The sequence below is a fragment of the Roseibium sp. JB4-4 genome (assembly GCF_055693425.1).
This window is the reverse complement of record NZ_CM146333.1, coordinates 4777348-4795669: the sequence shown is the minus strand read 5'-3', so window position 1 is coordinate 4795669 and position 18322 is coordinate 4777348. Positions and strand designations below refer to the sequence as shown.

Here is an 18322-nt window from a genome sequence, read left to right as displayed (position 1 = left end):
TCTAGTCTTTTTTGACTATCTAATGTTCGTTTAATGCTCAAAATGTATCCAAAATCCACAAAATTCGAACCCATATGTTGCTTTTTGTTGATTTATACTGACAGTCTATGAGGGTGTTGTGCCGAGATGGCATCTGCTGAGGGGGTGATGCCTGGGCAGTCCCGCATTGGCAAAAATCGACAGGGAGCAAAATATGAAGCGCGTTTCTTTAGCACTGTCCGCAATGCTGGCAGTCGCACCTGCACTCGCAGCCGAGTCCAGCGATCCGATCAAACTTACTCTTCACGACTGGTCCGGTCAGCTGATCACAACAAAGCTCATGGGCGAAGTCCTGAAGGAAGCCGGCTACAACGTCGAATATGTTCAGGCCGACTACATTGCCCAGTTCGCAGGCCTGAAAACGGGCGACCTGCATGTCGCCATGGAAATCTGGGAAACAACGGGCCGCGAAGCGATGGATGAGGCCTTTGCGACAGGCAATGTTGTCAACCTCGGTGAAACCGGTCTCCAGGCTATCGAGGAGTGGTGGTACCCGTCCTACATGAAAGAGCGCTGTCCGGGCCTGCCCAACTGGGAAGCCCTGAAGGATTGCGCCGAGGAATTCTCGACACCAGAAACTGCTCCTTTCGGTCGTTACCTGGGCGGGCCTGTTACCTGGGGCGGCTTTGACGAAGAGCGCGTCGAGGCTCTCGGACTGGACTTCGAAGTGGTTCATGCAGGCACGGATGCGGCCCTTTTCGCCGAGCTGGAGGCAGCATATCAACGCCAGGACCCGATCATGCTCTGGGTCTATGCACCCCACTGGGCCCCTGCAAAATACGATGGTGAATTTGTTGAATTTCCGCCGTTCTCACCGGAGTGTTACGCCGATCCGTCCGTTGGCGTGAACCCCGATGCTGCCTATGACTGCGGCAAGCCCCGCGGACCTATCTGGAAAGTCAGCTGGGCGGGCGTCGCTGACAAGTGGCCGGGCGCTGCAAAGGCGATCGAAAACTTCAATCTCTCCAACGCCGATTACGGCGCTATGGTCACTGAAGTCGATCTCAACGGTAAGTCCGTTGAAGACACAGTTGCCACATGGATGACCGACAACAAGGACACATGGTCGGGCTGGATTGCCAAGTAAGGCCGTTCCATACTTCCTGCACGCATCAATCCGTCTTTGATGCGTGCAGGACACCAGTCCGGATGACTGGCAAGACAGTTTCCCGACACAGGGAATAAAACCTCCACCGAGGACTGGATGACGAAGCCCGTAATTCTCGATTGCCGGAACGTATGGAAGCTATACGGCCCGCAGGCCGATACGTTTTTAAAAACAAATCCCACTCCATCTTCCGCCGATCTTGAGGCGGCCAATCTCATCGGTGCGGTTCGGGCGGTGAATGTCCAGATCCGGAAAGGCGAGATCTTCGTCATCATGGGGCTGTCCGGTTCCGGAAAGTCGACGCTTGTCCGCTGCATGTCGCGGCTTGTGGACTCAACAGCCGGCGAGATCCGTTTCGAGGACAAGGACCTGCTCAGTGCCGGTGAAGAGGAACTGATCCAGATCCGGCGCAAGAAAATGGGCATGGTGTTCCAGCAATTCGCCTTGCTGCCGCATCTGACGGTACTCGAAAACACCGCCTTCCCGCTCGACATCCAGGGCGTTGACAAGAAAACGCGAGAGGTGCGGGCCCGCGAAGTTGTGGAACTGGTGGGTCTCAAGGGGCGCGAAGGCTACTTCCCACGAGAACTTTCGGGCGGTCAGCAACAGCGCGTCGGTATTGCACGAAGCCTCGCCGCTGAACCGGAAATCTGGTTTTTGGACGAACCGTTTTCCGCGCTCGATCCGCTGATCCGGCGCGAAATGCAGGACGAGTTCCTGCGTTTGCAGAGCATTCTTCACAAAACGATTGTTTTCATCACCCATGACTTTGATGAGGCCATCCGGCTCGCGGACCGAATTGCGGTCATGAAGGACGGGATCATTGAACAGGTGGCAACCCCTGAAGATCTCGTTTTGCAGCCGGCTACCGGTTATGTCGCCGAGTTCACTCGCCATGTAAGCCGGGCGAAAGTGATCCGTGCAGCATCGGTTATGGAACCGCTGAACGGCGACAGCTTCGCCGGCGAAGTTTCCCATGATGCCGTGATAGAAGCCATTGCCGACCCGGTGGAAGCCTCGGATCTGCCGCACAAGGTCATGGAGGGTGACAAGCCGGTCGGACAGATTTCCCGAAAGGCGGTCATCGATGTGCTGGTAGGCCGCAGATGATTGCGCGCGGGGCAAAGTCCGGCTGGCTGTTCTGGGGACCTCTGTTCGCAGTCACCTGGCTGCTGTCGAGCTATTCCTTTCAGCTCTACAAGTCGCTCGACGCCCGCTGGATCGTTCGCTACCCCAAAGGCTGGGAATTGCCGCTCGAAGATCGCATCAGCGCGTTTCTCGACTGGCTCGTTGAAAGCGCCGGTTTCTATTTCTTTTCGTTCCGCGACCTTACCAGGGCCATCTCCGCGTTGATCGAAGCCCCCTATCAGGTGCTGCGCAACTTGCTGGTCGAAGGTTTCAGCAGCGGTTTCGGGGACGCCGCGGTTCAGATCGCCCCGGCGCTCAGCTGGATCGCGGTGATCGTGACGATCATGGCGATTGGGCACTATGCGCGTGACTGGATTCTGTCCGTCCTTGTCGGAGCCTGTTTTTTCTATCTCGCCGTATTCGGGCAATGGGAAAGCGCCATGGTTACGCTTGCCTCGGTGCTGATCTCGGTTCCGATTGGTGTTGTTGGCGGTCTTCTTCTTGGAATCCTGGCTTACCGTGTCCGCTGGTTCGAACGCATGATGCGGCCGATCCTGGACCTGATGCAGACCGTTCCGGTTTTTGCCTATCTCGTGCCCATCCTGATCCTGTTTGGCTTCGGTCCTGTCGCGGCACTCGTTGCCACCGTGATTTACGCCATGCCGCCCATGGTCCGCATAACCATCGTTGCGCTGAATTCGGTGCCGAAGGAGGTGATCGAGGCGGGCCGCATGGCAGGTTGCCGCAATCGGCAGATGATGTGGAAGGTTCTCGTTCCCTCCGCGGTTCCCACCCTGATGGTCGGTGTGAACCAGGTGATCATGCTGACGCTGAACATGGTGATCATCGCCTCCATGATCGGCGCCGGCGGCCTTGGTTTCGATGTTCTGTCCAGCCTGCGCCGGTTGGATATCGGCGGCGGCATCGAGGCCGGGCTTGGCATCGTTGCCATGGCGATTGCGCTTGACCGGGCAAGTCAGGCTTTTGCTGAGCGAAGCATTCGCCACCCGCTGGAAGGCAACATCCTGCAGCGCCACCCATGGTCCGGAACCGTCTTTCTGGTGGTCGCTTCAACACTGATCCTTGGCCAGTTCGCTCCGGCGATCCGGACCTATCCGGATGCCCTGACAATCACGACGGGTCCGTTCTGGTCCAATGCCATGCAATGGATCAACGTCAACTTTTTCGACACGTTCGAAGCCATAAAGACCGTCATCCTTCAATGGTTGCTTCTGCCGGTGAAGAAGTTCTTCACGGGTATCCCGTGGCCCTGGGGCATCCTGGCAACCGCCCTCATCGCATGGCGGGTCGGCGGCTGGAAGATAGGTCTACTCGCCGGTCTTTTGATGGCGTTCATCGCAGCCTCGGGGCTTTGGCCCAAGGCCATGGTGACGATATACCTGTGCGGCGTCTCGGTTCTGATTGCAACGATCATCGGCATCCCGCTTGGTATCTGGGCCGCAGAAAGTCCACGCGCCGGACGCGTCATTCTGGGGCTGATGGATACGCTGCAGACCCTGCCCAGTTTTGTCTATCTGATCCCCGTTGTCATGTTGTTCAGGGTCGGCGATTTCAGCGCCATGATTGCCGTGATCCTCTATGCCCTCGCTCCCGCCGTCCGCTATGCAGCACACGGCCTCAAGGAGGTCCCGCCTGCGCTGATCGAAGCAGGGTTGATGTCCGGCTGTACAAAGCGGCAATTGCTGTGGCGCATCAAGCTGCCGCTCGCCACACCACACCTCTTCCTGGGTTTGAACCAGACCATAATGCTCGCGCTGTCCATGCTGGTGATCACTGCGCTCGTGGGCACGAGGGATCTTGGCCAGGAGGTCTATATAGCCCTGACCAAAGCCAATGCGGGACAGGGGATCGTCGCCGGTCTTTCTGTCGCTTTCATCGCGATCATCACCGACAGGATCATCAACGCACTTGCGGCGGGTCAGCGTGAAAGACTGGGGATTTAACGCATGTCTGAAACTGCAATTGCCCGCGCCGCGGCGCTTGCCTGCTTTTCCGATCCACAGGACATAACCCCGCTGGGAGGTGGCATCACCAATGTCAATCTTCTCGTGCGCGACGGCGACCGCCGTTTTGTCGTACGCCTGGGAGATGACATCCCCGAGCACGGGGTCATGCGCTGGAACGAACTCGCACTCAGTCAGGCGGCCGAAATGGCCGGCGTCTCTCCTGCTGTCGTTCATCAGGAAGCCGGAGTTCTGGTCTTGGATTTCGTGGAGGCACAAACCTTCGAGGAAGCAGATGTCCGGGATCCGGCAAACCTGAATAAAATCATCGATCTGGTCGCCAGAGCGCACCGGGAGCTGGGAAGCCATCTCACCGGCCCGATCCTCGCCTTCTGGCCGTTTCAGGTAAACCGGACCTATGCAATGCGCCTGAAAACCGAAGGATCTGCGCATTCCGAATTGCTTCCTGGTCTGATGGACACGCTGTACGATCTGGAAAGGGCCGTCGGACCGGTCGATCTCGTCGTTGGACACAATGATCTACTGGCAGCCAATCTTCTTGATGACGGCGAAAGGCTTTGGCTGATCGATTGGGAATATGGCGGGTTCAACTCTCCGCTTTTCGACCTTGCCGGCCTCGCGTCCAACAATGGGCTGCGCGAAGCCCAGGAAAAAACGATGCTCGAGCAGTATTTCGAAGAACCGGCAGAAACATATTGGCGCGCTTACCAGGCTATGAAATGCGCATCCCTGATGCGGGAAACGCTCTGGTCGATGACTTCGGAAATCCATTCGCGCCTTGATTTCGACTACGCCGCCTATACCCGAGAAAACATGGACCGGCTGAATGCCGCCCTTTCCGAGTTCCGTGAATTGTGAGAGCCATCATGACACTTCCCTCTTCATCCAAAATCATCATTATCGGCGGCGGCATTGTCGGTTGTTCGACGGCTTATCATCTGGCGCAGATGGGTCAGGAAGTTCTGCTCCTTGAAAAGGCGGCCCTGACGTCCGGTTCCACATGGCACGCTGCCGGTCTTGTCGGTCAGCTGCGGTCCAATGCAAACATTACCCAGCTCCTGGGATATTCGATCTCGCTTTACGACAGGCTGGAAGCGGAAACCGGGCAAGCAACCGGATGGAAGATGAATGGCGGCCTGCGCCTTGCCTGCAATGATGAGCGCTGGACCGAGGTCAAGCGCCAGGCTACCACCGCACACAGTTTCGGCCTGGACATGCAGTTGCTGTCCCCGAAGGAAGCACAGGATTTGTGGCCGCTGATGGATATCAGCGATGTCGTCGGGGCCGCCTTTCTGCCGACAGACGGTCAGGCCAGCCCCTCCGACATTACCCAGGCACTCGCCAAGGGAGCACGGGCTGGTGGCGCAAAGCTGGCGGAAAACACACCGGTTCTTGAAATTCTGACTGAACGCGGGACCATTACCGGTGTTCGCACTTCCCAAGGCGATATCGCTTGCGAGAAACTGGTGCTGTGCTGCGGACAATGGACCCGGGAGCTTGCCGCGACGATAGGGGTCACTGTGCCGCTCGTTTCTGTCGAACACCAGTACATGATCACGGAAGCCTTCGACGTCCCGACTGACTTGCCGACTTTGCGCGACCCGGACCGGCTGACCTACTACAAGGAGGAGGTTGGTGGCCTTGTTATGGGCGGATACGAACCTAACGGTATTCCCTGGGCCGTCGACGGTGTTCCGGACCGGTTCGACTATCAGCTTCTGGACAGCAACTTCGACCATTTTGAACAACTGATGGAACTGTCGTTGCCGCGTGTGCCCGCTCTTGAAAAAGTTGGCATCAAACAATTGGTCAACGGTCCGGAAAGTTTCACGCCGGACGGTAACTTCATTCTGGGTGAAGCGCCGGAAATGGCTAATGTTTTCGTCGGGGCCGGTTTCAACGCCTTCGGCATTGCGGCAGGAGGCGGCGCGGGAATGGCACTGGCCGAATGGGTCGCCAAAGGTGAACCACCCTACGACCTCTGGCCGGTCGACATCCGGCGCTTCGGGCGGCCTCACACCGACACCGACTGGGTGCGAACCCGCACGCTGGAGGCCTATGGCAAGCACTATACGATGGCCTGGCCGTCGGAAGAACACGACAGCGGCCGGCCGTGCCGCCGGTCACCGCTTTACGATCGACTGAAAACGGCCGGTGCCGTATTCGGCGAAAAACTCGGTTGGGAACGCCCGAACTGGTTTGCAGAAGCCGGTGAAGAAGCACGCGATATCTACACGTTCGAACGGCCCAACTGGCATGACCCGGTTGGCCGGGAACATAAGGCGGCCCGTGAGGCGGCCGTCCTGTTCGATCAGACATCTTTCGCAAAATTCATTCTGAAAGGACCAGATGCCGAGGCCGCGCTGAGCTGGATCGCAGCCAACCGCGTCGACAAACCCGTCGGGTCTATCATCTATACGCAAATGCTGAATGACCGTGGCGGCATAGAGTGCGACCTGACCTGCGTGCGCACGGCCATAGATGAATATTACATCGTCACCGGAACCGGCTTTGCCACTCACGATTTCGATTGGATCAGGCGCAATATTCCCGACGGTCTGAATGCCCAGCTCATCGATGTCACGTCGTCGAATGCCGTGCTGTCGCTGTTCGGACCGAGAGCGCGCGACATTATTTCCGCCTGTACCCGGGCCGATGTCGGCAATGACGCTTTTTCCTTCGGTAAGGCGCACCGGATCGGTATTGCCGGCTGCCCGGTTCTCGCGCTTCGCATTACCTATGTCGGCGAGCTCGGCTGGGAGCTGCACCTGCCGACGGAATATGCTCAAACGGTCTATGACGCCCTACACGCAGCAGGGAAAGAATTCGGCCTGCGAAACGCAGGTTACCGCGCGATCGAAACACTGCGGCTTGAAAAGGGCTATCGTGCCTGGGGCTCCGATATCGGGCCGGATCATACACCGGACGAGGCCGGCCTCGGCTGGGCCGTCAAAATGAAGACCAATGCCGACTTCAAGGGGCGCAGCGCCGTTCAGGAACAGCGCGACAACGGCGTTAAGAAAATGCTCGCAACCTTCACGACCGACGGCAACGTCATCCTGTCCGGCCGGGAAACGATTTACCGCAACGGTGAACGCTGCGGCTGGTTGAGTTCAGGCGGCTATGGCCACACGCTCGGCAAGAGTATTGGAATTGGCTACGTCCGTCATCAGGACGGTGTCACCAAGGACCATGTCCTTTCCGCCGATTATGAACTTGAAGTCGGAACGGAACGGGTAAAGGCCGAAGTCACGCTTGCCCCTCTCTACGATCCGAAAATGGAACGGATCAAGACCTGAGGCAGCCAACTGACGATAGAAATGCATGCGAGCTTGGTTCGCGGAGGCATGCTGAGCCCGCGTATTTGTTTTTTGTGGTGGTTTGATACGGTGCTTTGCAGTCGACCCAATGGACCGCTGCCGCAACAATCACCTAAATTTAAAATAAAATCAATTACTTGCAGAAAACAACACGATACGTGCAAACACTTTTACAACGAAGCCACTCCAGGAGAGTGGCGATCGATAACTAACTGATCGGGCCATAAGAAACGCTGACGCCTAGAGGCACCAGCGTTTCACAATCAGGCCCATGTGCCAGAGCACTATCGCTGCTGCAGGGAGATTCTTCGGACAGCCGGCTGGCAGCTTGCACCTGATCGAACCAGTGGCGAAGGGAAACCGGCACCGGGTTGGGAGGCCTTACCACGGTATCCCGGTCCCCTTTACCAATTTTATGGTTTACTGTGGGATCGCTGAAAATTCAGCTTCATCCAACATGCCGTCCTGGTTTCCATCGGCTGCTTTGTAAGTTTCTTCTGGGAGCGTAGCACCTGCAGCCTGAATCTCTTCGTATGTCACAAAGCCATCCTGGTTTGCATCCAGCGTTGAAAAGTCAACACCTTGTGCAAACGCGGCTGAAGACACGAACAGGGCACCAAATGCAAGTACAGCTGACATAGACTTTTTCATGGGTATTCTCCATCTATCTAGTTCACGTCCCATAAGGTGAAGCCTCGATGGGACACCCGCATAAGGTGCGCAGGCTTTGCGGCTTCAATTAGATGCTGCTGAGGTATTAAATGGCCGTAACAATGATCATTGAGCGGCAGTTAATTTGAATTTCTAACGATCTTGGCGATCCCGGTTTGTAGATATTTTGGATATGCATATGAGGAGCCGCGTGTTTTTCAGGCGCCCTCAACTTTCACTTTCCGTTTCCACTCAAATTCGACTGGCGACAGGAACTGGTTTCTGAAGTTTTGCGTTTTGGATTGATGTACATCTTGTGCAGTCCAATACGCCCTCTGGCCTTTTCGCGGGTTTCGCGGATAGCCCTCTAAAACAATTTGAAGAAATTCTGCGTTATGATCGACGTGTAGCGGTTCCCGCACCGGTGAAGGGGCCAACCGCCGCGTCTAATCAGGCCTGATGTCAATTCAGCTGGTCAAACTCGGAACACCAAGATCAATCGGCGCGAAAACCCTCTTTAGGACACAATGCCCGCACGGATTGCCAATGCAATCGCATGAGCGCGGTTCAACGCGCCGAGTTTCTTCGCAGCCGAGATCATATAACTGGAGACGGTATTTTCAGAAATCGACAAGATAGTGCCGATCTCATTGTTGGTCTTCCCGATAGAGGACCAGAAAATGCATTCGCGTTCGCGCGGTGTCAGCTGATCATTAGGCTCTGAGGCCGCGTCGGCGACCTCCGATACTTGATTGTAGGTAAATAGCGAAAGCAGGTGAAGCGTGGCCAATTCGTCCGAGTCGAGTTTGCCGCGTTGTCCCGCAAACGACACAGCTCCCCTTCGACCCAGGGCGTCGTATGTGGGAAAATAGACGCCGCCCAGCATGTCAAAGTCTTTGAAAAGATCGACGGACTTCCGAATTTCTTCCGGAGATCGCTCCTTGTTTACTGTCTCAAGTTCCCATTCGAGCGGGGCAAGGGATTTTCGCAATTCTGCGACGATCGGACTGTTCACCAACAATTTCATTTCGTCGTAGGCGCGAATTAGCTCAGGCGGCCAATTGCTGACGATCAAATGCGAAGACAACTCCGTCGAATTTTGATCGGGCAAAAACAACACGGCAAATCGCTCGAAACGGAACTCATCGCCAAGCTTCTTTAGAAATTTGAAGACGTCGTAATTGGTTCGCACCTGCGAGAGTTGCCTGTAACACTCCCCAACAAATAGAGTTTTGCCCATTGCCCACTCAATAAAAACTGCATCCAGACTTATTCTTTCAATTGACCAGATGCTCTTATTTGGTTGCCTGAACCTAGTCGAAAGACCATTGCTATCGATTTGTCGAGGCCTTTGCTTTCTCCTTCTCATCGGAAGAAATGCTTACACTTATGTTGGTATTGAGGAGTGTCTACGCAACAAAAAAACGTCAATGAAAGCGATAAATCAGTGGCGTGATCGGTCCGCATTCGTAAACAAAGACTTAAGAGAAGACCTATGCTTTCTCACCCACGGTTAACCTGTGAAGTGCGTTCAGTTGTTTTTCGCAACCTCTAGGTCATGCTCAAGCCAGATCCAGCTTTAGCGCGCAGGGGTGGCTTGATGCACGTATCGGATAACGTAAAGGTAAGTAAACCTGAGGGAACGACGGACGGGCAACGCAGCAGCCAGAAACTGCGAATGCGCATGTTCCAGGGCATTTCCGGACGTCTGGTCGTCGGGCTCGGACTAATTGTCCTGCTCGGTGTCGCGATCGGTGCGACAGGCCTCTCCTTTCTTTCATCGGTCGAACGCACATTGAACCAGATCACGGATGTCACGGCACCTTCGGTTGAAACAGCTGACGACATGATCGCCAATATCTGGGAAACCAATAAGATCGCTGAAGAAATCATCGCCGACGAAGAGATTTCGGATGTCGAGCAACTCGCCGTCGAATTTAGAGAAAAGTCCGATCTTTTCCATGTTTACATGACAGAGCTGGAAGCTCTTGTCGTGGATAACAGCCTGCTTGCAAATATTGAAGAAGCTAGGAAAGAGCATCGCGAATTCATCAAGCATACGAATGAGATGATCCTGGCGCATACAGAAGAACTCAACGAGGAAAAAGCTGCTGTCGAGTTGCTTACCGAGTTCGACAACAGCGGTGCGCAACTTATCAAAATGCTCGACGAATTCGCTCTGGAAAACGAAGAGGAAATGGCCAAGGCACAGGCAGAAGGCGACCGGATAGCAACGTCATCAAACGCGTCGGCAATTGACGTGAACAGTATCTTGAAGGAACTTTTTGAAAGGGACTATCCCGTAGTCGAGGCTGCTCTGAAATTGCAGCGTATCATTATCGAGATGCAGGACACTGCGGGGGAATACCTCGCAGTAGAAGACCCCGAAGCACTTGAGATCCCGTTTGAGGAATTTCAGGGTCTTGCCGAAAATGCCTGGCCATATCTGGAGATCCTCGCCTCGTTGGCCGAGTCAGAGGAAGAAAAGGACGATGCCGCGCAACTCCAAATTGCATTTGAGACATGGTTCTCAACAGCGGCTCAAGATGAGCAACTATTCGATACGCATCGAGACATGCTGAAGAAGGAATACGAGGCAGATCTTGCTACGGAGATTTTGGAAGAAGATGCCGACGCGGTCGCATCGGCACTGGAAAAAGTTGCCTCGGCCGCAGACGCGATCAGTGATGGCGCTGACGAAGCAAGCGCACTAACTGTTGCCAACGCGCAAATGGCTATCGCTGCAGCCGTTGCCTTGCTGATCACCGTTTCCGCTGTACTCATGTTGATTGTCAGGAAAACGGTCGTCTACCCGATCGTAAATATGACCAATGCCATGCAGTCGTTGGCCAACGGAACGCTGGATGTCGAAATACCCGCAGTAGGCAAGAAGGATGAGGTTGGCGAAATGGCTGCGGCAGTCGAGGTTTTCCGGGACAACGCCATTGAAACGGAAGCATTGAGAAAGAAACAGGTAGAAAACGAAAAGCGTATTGAGGAAGAGAAAAGAACCGCTACGTTGAACATGGCCGACGAGTTGGAATCGAGTGTCATGGGTGTCGTTGAACACGTTTCCAACGCTACACACGAAATGACGGTCACTGCGAAGTCGATGTCGGAATCGTCAGCTCAAACCAGATCAAAAGCAACGACTGTGGCAAGTGCTTCCGAGGAAGCAACTGTAACCGCCCAGACGGTTGCGTCTGCGGCTGAACAGCTTTCGCAATCTATCCAGGAAATTTCCAGGCAGGTAGAAGACGCCAAAGTCGTAGTATCGAACGGTGAACAACAGGCCATTTCGACAAACGTGACGGTTCAGAGCCTTGCTGAAGGGGCCCAGAAAATTGGCGACGTCGTGGACCTCATCAATGACATTGCCGAGCAGACCAATCTGCTAGCCCTCAACGCAACAATCGAGGCCGCGCGTGCGGGAGAATCTGGTCGGGGGTTTGCGGTTGTCGCAGCGGAGGTTAAGGAACTTGCGTCGCAGACAGCCAAAGCCACGGAAGAGATCAGGCAGCAGATTGGCTTCATGCAGGATTCGACACAGAAGACTGTTGGGGAAATCGAAACTGTTGTCGAGGCGATGTCCAAAATCAGCGATATGACAACCGCGGTATCTGCTTCCGTGGGAGAACAGAATACGGCGACGCAGCATATTGCCCAGAACATCCAACAGACAGCATCCGGGACCAGGGACGTTTCGGAAAACATCGTCGATGTCAATTCTGCCGCCCAGAAGTCCAGCGACGCTGCAGGACATGTTGTCAAGGTTGTTGGTGAGTTGTCGACACAAGCAGATGTTTTGCAAGTTGAGTTGAACAAGTATCTGGCGACGCTGAGGGCATCATAGTGGTTGTCAAAAAGGTTTTTTTGCCGCTGACGAATTCCGGGAAAATCGCAGAGGTGGTCAGTGAGGGAGTGACGCCGGAACTTGCATCAAATTGGCGGTAACATAGCGATTAAAGTTAAAGGCGACTGTATAACTCGATATCAGTCTCCCAAACTCTTCGTGAAATACTGACCAGTCCGAACGGTGCCCCCGAAGCTGGAATTCGTGCATTGTCTGCTGACAGCAGAATTATCATGGGCTCCAGATTTGCCAGGTGATTGATCCCGCATAACGACGGTGGTCATTCCTTCAAAACGAAATTCAGGAAAATTCCACCTCCCAATTCGAAAAGGAGGCTACCTGGGCTTTTGTGAGGTCAAGCATCATCCTCATGGCATGATTGGCTTCCAGGCTTCGCCGGTATATCGGGCCTGAAGCAAATCGGATTGCGGGCAGATCGGTTGAAACAATTTTCAAACCTTTTCCGCTGTCAGAATTCAAAAAACTGCTTGGCAAAACCGCCAGATAGTCGCCCTGTCTAAGGAGTTCCAATGCCGTCAACATGGAGTCGCACTGCAGATTTGCGCCAATACTGATCTCCGCCGTGTCATCCAGAGTTGCATTGATGGTGTCAAGGTAAGCAACTTCGCTTTGATAAGAGAGCCAGGTTTGCGCAAGCAAATCCTTTGCCGCCGCGCTGCGGTCATGAATTGGATGTTCAGCGTTCGCTACGATGACAAGTTTGGCGTTGAAAAGTGCTTTTCGAACTAGATATGAGGGCAGAGATTCACGCCTTTGAAACCCGCCGAAAAACGCATCAAATTCCCCCTCTTTCAAACCCTCCACGCCTTCGGTGTAGTTGGTGGATTTGAGTTTGATCAACAATTTGGGAAAACGACGATGCATCTGCGCAATTGCGGGAGGCAATATTGTCGTCATCCAGACAGGCGCGGCCGCAATGCGCAGTTGACCTTGTTCGCCGTTCTGAAGCGCATTGAGTTCAGATTCTGCAAGTTGATGTTCTCGCAGCAGATGCCGAGCTTGAGCATGCACAAGCTTCCCCAGCGCTGTCAGATGCAGCCCCCTGTCACGGCGCTCGAACAACACGCCGCCAACCGCTGCTTCAAGAAGCTTGAGGCTCCGCGTAAGGGCGGGCTGTGTAACACCCACCATCTCCGCAGCTGCGCGCATGTTGTTTGTCTCAACAATAGCGACCAGCCGGCGGAGGAGTTCTGGTTCATAGATCATTGATCAGATTCTCTAATCAAAAATTTAGAAAAATTCAAATGCGTTATCAATTGAAACGCTTTAGCATTTTTCAATTGGGTGCGCCGCACCTACTGGGAGGAAAAAATGAGTACATTTGAACTTTCGCGTCGTTCGTTTTTGACCCGCGCAGGTGCTGCTATTGCAACGACAGCATTTGGGTCCGGGGCTTCGATTGCGCAAACCGTGCCCGCTCCATTGAACAACGTTCCCGAGGGTGCAAAATTCCGCTGGATCGACAGCGGCGACCAAAAGGCAGTCTTCTTTAAGAAGTTCTTCGAGAAATATGGAGAAGCCCGGGGAATAGACATTATTTATGATCCGCTTCCCTGGAATGAAATTGCCAAAGTCGTTCCCCTCGGCGTTCGCAATAACACAGCGCATGATGTGTTTGTTCTGCCGCGTAACTTCAGCCTTGCGGATGCGGTTAGTCAGGGTTGGGTTCAGCCCTATGACGAGTTCATACCCAACATCGAAGAATGGAAGAAAGGGTTCCCATCCGGGGCGTTTCTACCTGGCATCAACGAGTTCGATGGCAAGACCTATGGCCTGCCATTCACCTCGAACAAGCGCTATGCATCTCACTTGCTCTACAACAAAGCCTATATGGACGCAGCAGGCTTTGACCCAGAAGCAAAGCCGCTGACACACAGCGAGTTCCGCGAAGCCGCACGCAAGATCACGGAAGCAGGTCAGGGCCGCTACTTCGGTTTCATCATTGGAGGGTCACAGCTCAATCGTTGGGCTGACGTTGTGCGGAATATTGGCCGGATCGGCGGTGCGAGCGCGGGTGGGGACGGCATCCTGGACGCTGACATCGATCTGCGGACAGGAGAGTATGTCTTTGATAGCGATGAGTACATTGCCGCGATCGAGTTGCTTCTTGCCATGCAGTCTGACCGGAGCATGTTCCCTGGCTTCATCAACCTGAATGCTCCGCAGGCCAGAGCGTACATGCCACAGGGAGCTGCAGGAATGATCCTTCAGGGGCCGTGGAATATACCTTCCTGGGAGAGCCAGAATCCCGATTTCGACTTTGGTCTCTCCTCGGCTCCCGTGCCGGATTCAGGCAATCAGGGCAAGTTGACGATCAGTCAGGGTGGCGCAAAACCAAACACGATAAGCTTGTGGTCAGGTTCCGAAAATGGCGCGATCGCCGGAGAGATCTTCCACTATCTCGGCACGCTCGAAGGACAGATCGAGTGGGCAAATGTGGTTGGTGCGGGCGACCCTCCAATCATGCCTGAAGCCGTGGCCAAGGCCGATATGTCGCCGCGTTCGAAACAGATCCTGAACCTTTTCAACGACCAGATCCGTGTTGGTCCAAATCCGCTGGTTCGCAATGGAGAAATGTCCAAGGTGGTTGCGGCCTATGTCGCTCCGGATGTAAATTTTGCACGCACCGTGCAGGGCCTGGTCGCCGGTCAGCTTTCCGGTGTCAAGGAGCAGATGTCCGAACTTAAGGATCGCTACAATAGCGCTCTGGATGCCGCGTTTGCGAAAGCAAAGGCAGACGGCGCAAATGTGGACCGATCTGAATTGGTCTTTGCAAATTGGAACCCGGACGTCGATTTCGGAGCGGCAGACTACTGACGTAGGTGTCCATTCAGGGGCCACATATTCGCGAGTGGCCCCTCACCCAATTTTGTAAGGTCAAATCTTTCTATGCGCGTCCTTGGAACTCTCCGGGTACACCGGTTCCATTACCTTATGATGCTGCCTGGCCTTGTACTGGCGGGCATGTTTGTCTTCTACCCAATCTTTGCGGCCATGTTCTATGCAATGCATGACTGGTCCGGGTTCACCGCACAAAAGATCTTTGTGGGGTTCGGCAATTTTCTGGACCTATTTCTGGACCCAATTTTCTGGAATGCCTTTGGACGCTCAATCGTGTTCCTTGTTGGAACCGTTCCGTTGCAGATGGCAATCTCGCTCGTTCTGGCAATGGTGTTGAACATGCAGCTTTTGAAGCTGTCGACGTTCTTCCGCACCATGATCTTCCTGCCGGTTGTGACCCCGGTCGCGGTGATCGGCATAGTCTGGACCTTTCTTTTGAGCCCTTTCAATGGCCCTGTGAACGGTCTCCTCTTGAACCTGGGACTGGTCTCACAGCCAATCGACTTCCTTGGCTCCACTCAAACCGTCATGCCATCTGTCATTGGCGTATATGTATGGAAGTGGCTGGGAATAACGCTGATTTACTGGCTTGCCGCTTTGCAGACGGTACCGGATGAAGTTTACGACGCAGCTCGCCTGGACAATTGCAAAGGCCACCGGCTCGCATTTTATGTTGTTCTTCCAATCATCAAACCATTTGCACTTGCAATATTGCTGATTTCCTCGGTCGCCGCGCTGAACGTGTTTCCCTTGATCATGTCGATGACGAATGGCGGCCCGTTTTTCGGTTCCGAAGTCATGGAAATTTTCATCTATCGCACTGCCTTTGCAGCCGATGACGGCAGCATTCCGCAGTTGGGCTATGCCGCCGCAGCCGGCGTGCTGTTTGGTGCAGTTCTATTGGGTCTGACCGCCCTTCAGGCACTTGCAGCGCGACGCACGCGAATGGCAACCGCGGGAACAAAAGCATGATTGCGCGCCTCTCTCCCAAACGGATCGTTTTTGGCGACCATGCTCCATCCCTGCGGATCACATTGACTTCGGCGATCTTGGCCCTGTTGTGTCTTGTCTGGATTTACCCCTTCCTCTGGATGGTTTCGACATCCCTGAAGTCCAATATGGAGATGTTCGCCAACCCGGGTCTGATCCCGCAGGACTTCATGTGGGACAACTATCGCCGCGCCTGGGTCGAAGCAAATATGGGGCGTTACTTCTTTAACACGCTGATTGTGACGGCAGGGTCTGTTTTTCTGGTCACTGTTAGTACGGCAATGCTTGGTTATGTGCTGGGGCGCTATCGGTTTCCCGGACGCACCACGTTCTTTGTCGCATTCGTTGCGACTGTCTTCATCCCGCAGGGTTTCACGATTATTCCCGTTTTCGAGCTGCTGAGCATGATGGGCCTTTCCTCCAACCTGTTTGGACTGACGCTCGCAACATCTGGGCATGCGATGGTCGTTTTCGTGGTGCTTTTTGCGGGATATTTCAGTCAGTTACCCAAGGAACTGGAAGAGGCTGCCCGTGTCGAAGGCGTTACCTTTTTCAAGATCTTCTGGTACGTCATGTTGCCTCTGGCGCGGCCAATGGTCGTCACCGTAGTCATCATGCAGGTGTTACACGCCTGGAATGATTTTCTATTGCCGCTCGTCATCACACTTGCGAACCCGGCCATCCGGACGCTTTCCGTCGGAATCTATGCGTTCAAGGGTGAACAATCGATCGATTGGACTGGCATGTCGGCGGCAGCAACGATCTCGATCGTACCTGTCGTCATTCTCTTCGTTCTTCTTCAGCGTTACTTCATCAACGGCCTTGCTGGCGCCGTCAAAGGATGACGAAATTGACAAAACGTACCAACATCTTGCTTATCACCACCGACCAGCAGCATTTTAGCGCTCTCGGTGCCGTCAATCCAAAGATCGACACACCAAACATCGATCGGTTGTGCCGCAGCGGCACGCGGTTCGACAAGGCATATTGCCCCGCGCCCACCTGCACACCATCAAGAGCAAGCATAATTACGGGCCTGTATCCCTCTCAACACGGAGCCTGGACGATTGGGTGCAAACTGGATGAGAACATTCCAACGATCGGCAGCTTGTTGTCTCAGAACGGCTACGCCACGGGATTGATCGGGAAAGCGCATTTTCAACCGCTTGCCGGCGACAGCCTGGAAAAACAGCCATTGTTACGGGACATCCCCTTCTGGCGAGACTTCAACGGGCCGTTTTACGGCTTCGAGCATGTAGAGTTGGTGCGCAACCACGCGGATGAAAGCCACGTAGGTCAGCACTATGCCGCATGGCTTGAAGACAGGGGATTGACTGATTGGCCGGACTACTTTCAGCCGCTCCCCGGTGATGATGCCCCAAAGGCCCCTGCTCGCTCTCCAGATGCACCCTATTGGGCCCGCACGGACCGGCATTGGCAATTGCCTCAGGAGTTGCACTACACACCCTGGATCGGCGAACGCTCCATCGCCTTCCTCGAGAAGGCAAAAAGAGAGAAAAACCCTTTTTCCTATGGACCAGCTTTCCAGACCCTCACCCGCCCTACACGGTTCCCGAACCCTGGGCCTCCATGTACGATCCGGAGGAAATGGAACCGGGTGAAGTTGTCCCGGGGGAGCATGATCTCAACGCACCGCATTTTTCGAAAACTCAAGAGCTTGAGCCAGATTTCGCAGGCTGGCATGACCCTCACGAAGCTCACGGTTGTGACAGCCACCTTTATCCAAAGGACGAGCTCAAGAAGGATATGGCAGCCTATTACGGTATGATGAGTTTCCTGGATCGGGAGGTTGGACGTATCCTTGATTATCTTGATGCCGAGGGTATGACCGAGGACACGCTTGTCGTGTTCACGACCGATCACGGGCACTTCTTGGGTCAGCACGGCCTGGTCGCCAAAGGACCTTTTCACTACGAGGACATGCTGCGAATTCCCTTTATTGTCAGTTGGCCCGGACGAGTGCCTGAAGGACATGTGAGCAAAGCCATTCAAAGCTTGCTCGATCTGACACCCACCTTTCTTGAAGTTACGGGTCTTGGTCCAGCGCCGGAATTGCAGGGTGTTTCGCAATTGCAAACCTGGCTAGGAACAGGCCCGGACGCTCGCGGTTTTGCGATCTGCGAAAATAGGCACAATCCTGTCATGCCTCATGTAACCACCTACGTCGAGGATCGTTTCAAAATTTCCGTCTACAGAACCGAAGAGCATGGAGAGTTGTTCGATCTGGAGGAAGACCCGACAGAAATCAACAACCTCTGGCACGACCCAGACAGTCAGTCATTGAAAACTCAAATGCTCCTTCGGATGCTGCAGGGTGTCCAAAGTTCTGAGCCATTGAAGTCTCCTCGCGTCGCACAGGCCTGAA

General features: G+C 54.4%; 13 protein-coding genes and 1 pseudogene. 11 read left to right on the top strand and 3 right to left on the bottom strand.

All coding sequences use genetic code 11. The annotated features are described in order from the left end of the window. The first annotated feature begins 193 nt into the window (after positions 1-193). From ACZ1HV_RS22520 to ACZ1HV_RS22500, 5 genes are all read left to right on the top strand, one after another. Positions 194-1126 carry an ABC transporter substrate-binding protein gene (locus ACZ1HV_RS22520; protein WP_298812710.1) on the top strand — a complete coding sequence of 311 codons (933 nt, stop codon included), beginning with the start codon at positions 194-196 and terminating at the stop codon, positions 1124-1126. Between the two features lie 117 nt (positions 1127-1243). Further along, a complete protein-coding gene (locus ACZ1HV_RS22515; protein WP_298962856.1) occupies positions 1244-2257 on the top strand; it encodes a quaternary amine ABC transporter ATP-binding protein in 1014 nt (337 codons plus the stop codon). Continuing rightward, positions 2254-4239 carry an ABC transporter permease gene (locus tag ACZ1HV_RS22510; protein WP_472716374.1) on the top strand — a complete coding sequence of 662 codons (1986 nt, stop codon included), beginning with the start codon at positions 2254-2256 and terminating at the stop codon, positions 4237-4239. Before ACZ1HV_RS22515 ends, ACZ1HV_RS22510 begins: the two co-directional genes overlap by 4 nt. 3 nt (positions 4240-4242) lie before the next feature. Then, a complete protein-coding gene (locus tag ACZ1HV_RS22505) occupies positions 4243-5118 on the top strand; it encodes a phosphotransferase (protein ID WP_472716373.1) in 876 nt (291 codons plus the stop codon). A gap of 8 nt (positions 5119-5126) precedes the next feature. After that, positions 5127-7559, top strand: a complete 2433-nt coding sequence (locus ACZ1HV_RS22500; protein ID WP_472716372.1) for a GcvT family protein — start codon at positions 5127-5129, stop codon at positions 7557-7559. A gap of 441 nt (positions 7560-8000) precedes the next feature. On the opposite strand, the gene ACZ1HV_RS22495 is transcribed toward ACZ1HV_RS22500, so the two are convergent. Beyond that, positions 8001-8231 (bottom strand): EF-hand domain-containing protein, encoded by a 231-nt coding sequence (locus ACZ1HV_RS22495; protein WP_298962864.1) that lies wholly within the window; start codon positions 8229-8231, stop codon positions 8001-8003. 517 nt (positions 8232-8748) lie between these two features. Then, on the bottom strand, positions 8749-9471 hold the full coding sequence (locus ACZ1HV_RS22490; RefSeq protein ID WP_472716371.1) for a helix-turn-helix transcriptional regulator: 723 nt from the start codon (positions 9469-9471) through the stop codon (positions 8749-8751). 360 nt (positions 9472-9831) lie between these two features. On the opposite strand from ACZ1HV_RS22490, the gene ACZ1HV_RS22485 reads away from it, so the two are divergent. Next, positions 9832-12084: a HAMP domain-containing methyl-accepting chemotaxis protein gene (locus tag ACZ1HV_RS22485; RefSeq protein WP_472716370.1), complete on the top strand. Its 2253-nt coding sequence runs from the start codon at positions 9832-9834 to the stop codon at positions 12082-12084. Positions 12085-12384: 300 nt separating this feature from the next. Here the strand turns inward: ACZ1HV_RS22485 and ACZ1HV_RS22480 are convergent, their stop codons facing one another. Further along, positions 12385-13311: a LysR family transcriptional regulator gene (locus ACZ1HV_RS22480; RefSeq protein ID WP_298812729.1), complete on the bottom strand. Its 927-nt coding sequence runs from the start codon at positions 13309-13311 to the stop codon at positions 12385-12387. A gap of 105 nt (positions 13312-13416) precedes the next feature. On the opposite strand from ACZ1HV_RS22480, the gene ACZ1HV_RS22475 reads away from it, so the two are divergent. The 5 genes and pseudogenes from ACZ1HV_RS22475 to ACZ1HV_RS22455 all read left to right on the top strand — a co-directional run bounded on the left by ACZ1HV_RS22475 (position 13417) and on the right by ACZ1HV_RS22455 (position 18321). Further along, a complete protein-coding gene (locus ACZ1HV_RS22475; RefSeq protein WP_472716369.1) occupies positions 13417-14922 on the top strand; it encodes an ABC transporter substrate-binding protein in 1506 nt (501 codons plus the stop codon). Between the two features lie 117 nt (positions 14923-15039). Continuing rightward, positions 15040-15918, top strand: coding sequence for a carbohydrate ABC transporter permease (locus ACZ1HV_RS22470; RefSeq protein ID WP_472716368.1), 879 nt, complete (start codon positions 15040-15042; stop codon positions 15916-15918). Beyond that, complete coding sequence (locus ACZ1HV_RS22465) at positions 15915-16781, top strand: carbohydrate ABC transporter permease (RefSeq protein ID WP_298812737.1); 867 nt, start codon at positions 15915-15917, stop codon at positions 16779-16781. Before ACZ1HV_RS22470 ends, ACZ1HV_RS22465 begins: the two co-directional genes overlap by 4 nt. Beyond that, positions 16778-17065 (top strand): annotated as a pseudogene (locus ACZ1HV_RS22460) (sulfatase-like hydrolase/transferase); the annotation flags it as partial. The gene ACZ1HV_RS22465 and the pseudogene ACZ1HV_RS22460, both read left to right, overlap by 4 nt. Positions 17066-17349: 284 nt before the next feature. Next, entirely contained in the window at positions 17350-18321 is a 972-nt protein-coding gene (locus tag ACZ1HV_RS22455; protein ID WP_472716367.1) for a sulfatase family protein, read from the top strand. Position 18322 lies beyond the last annotated feature (1 nt).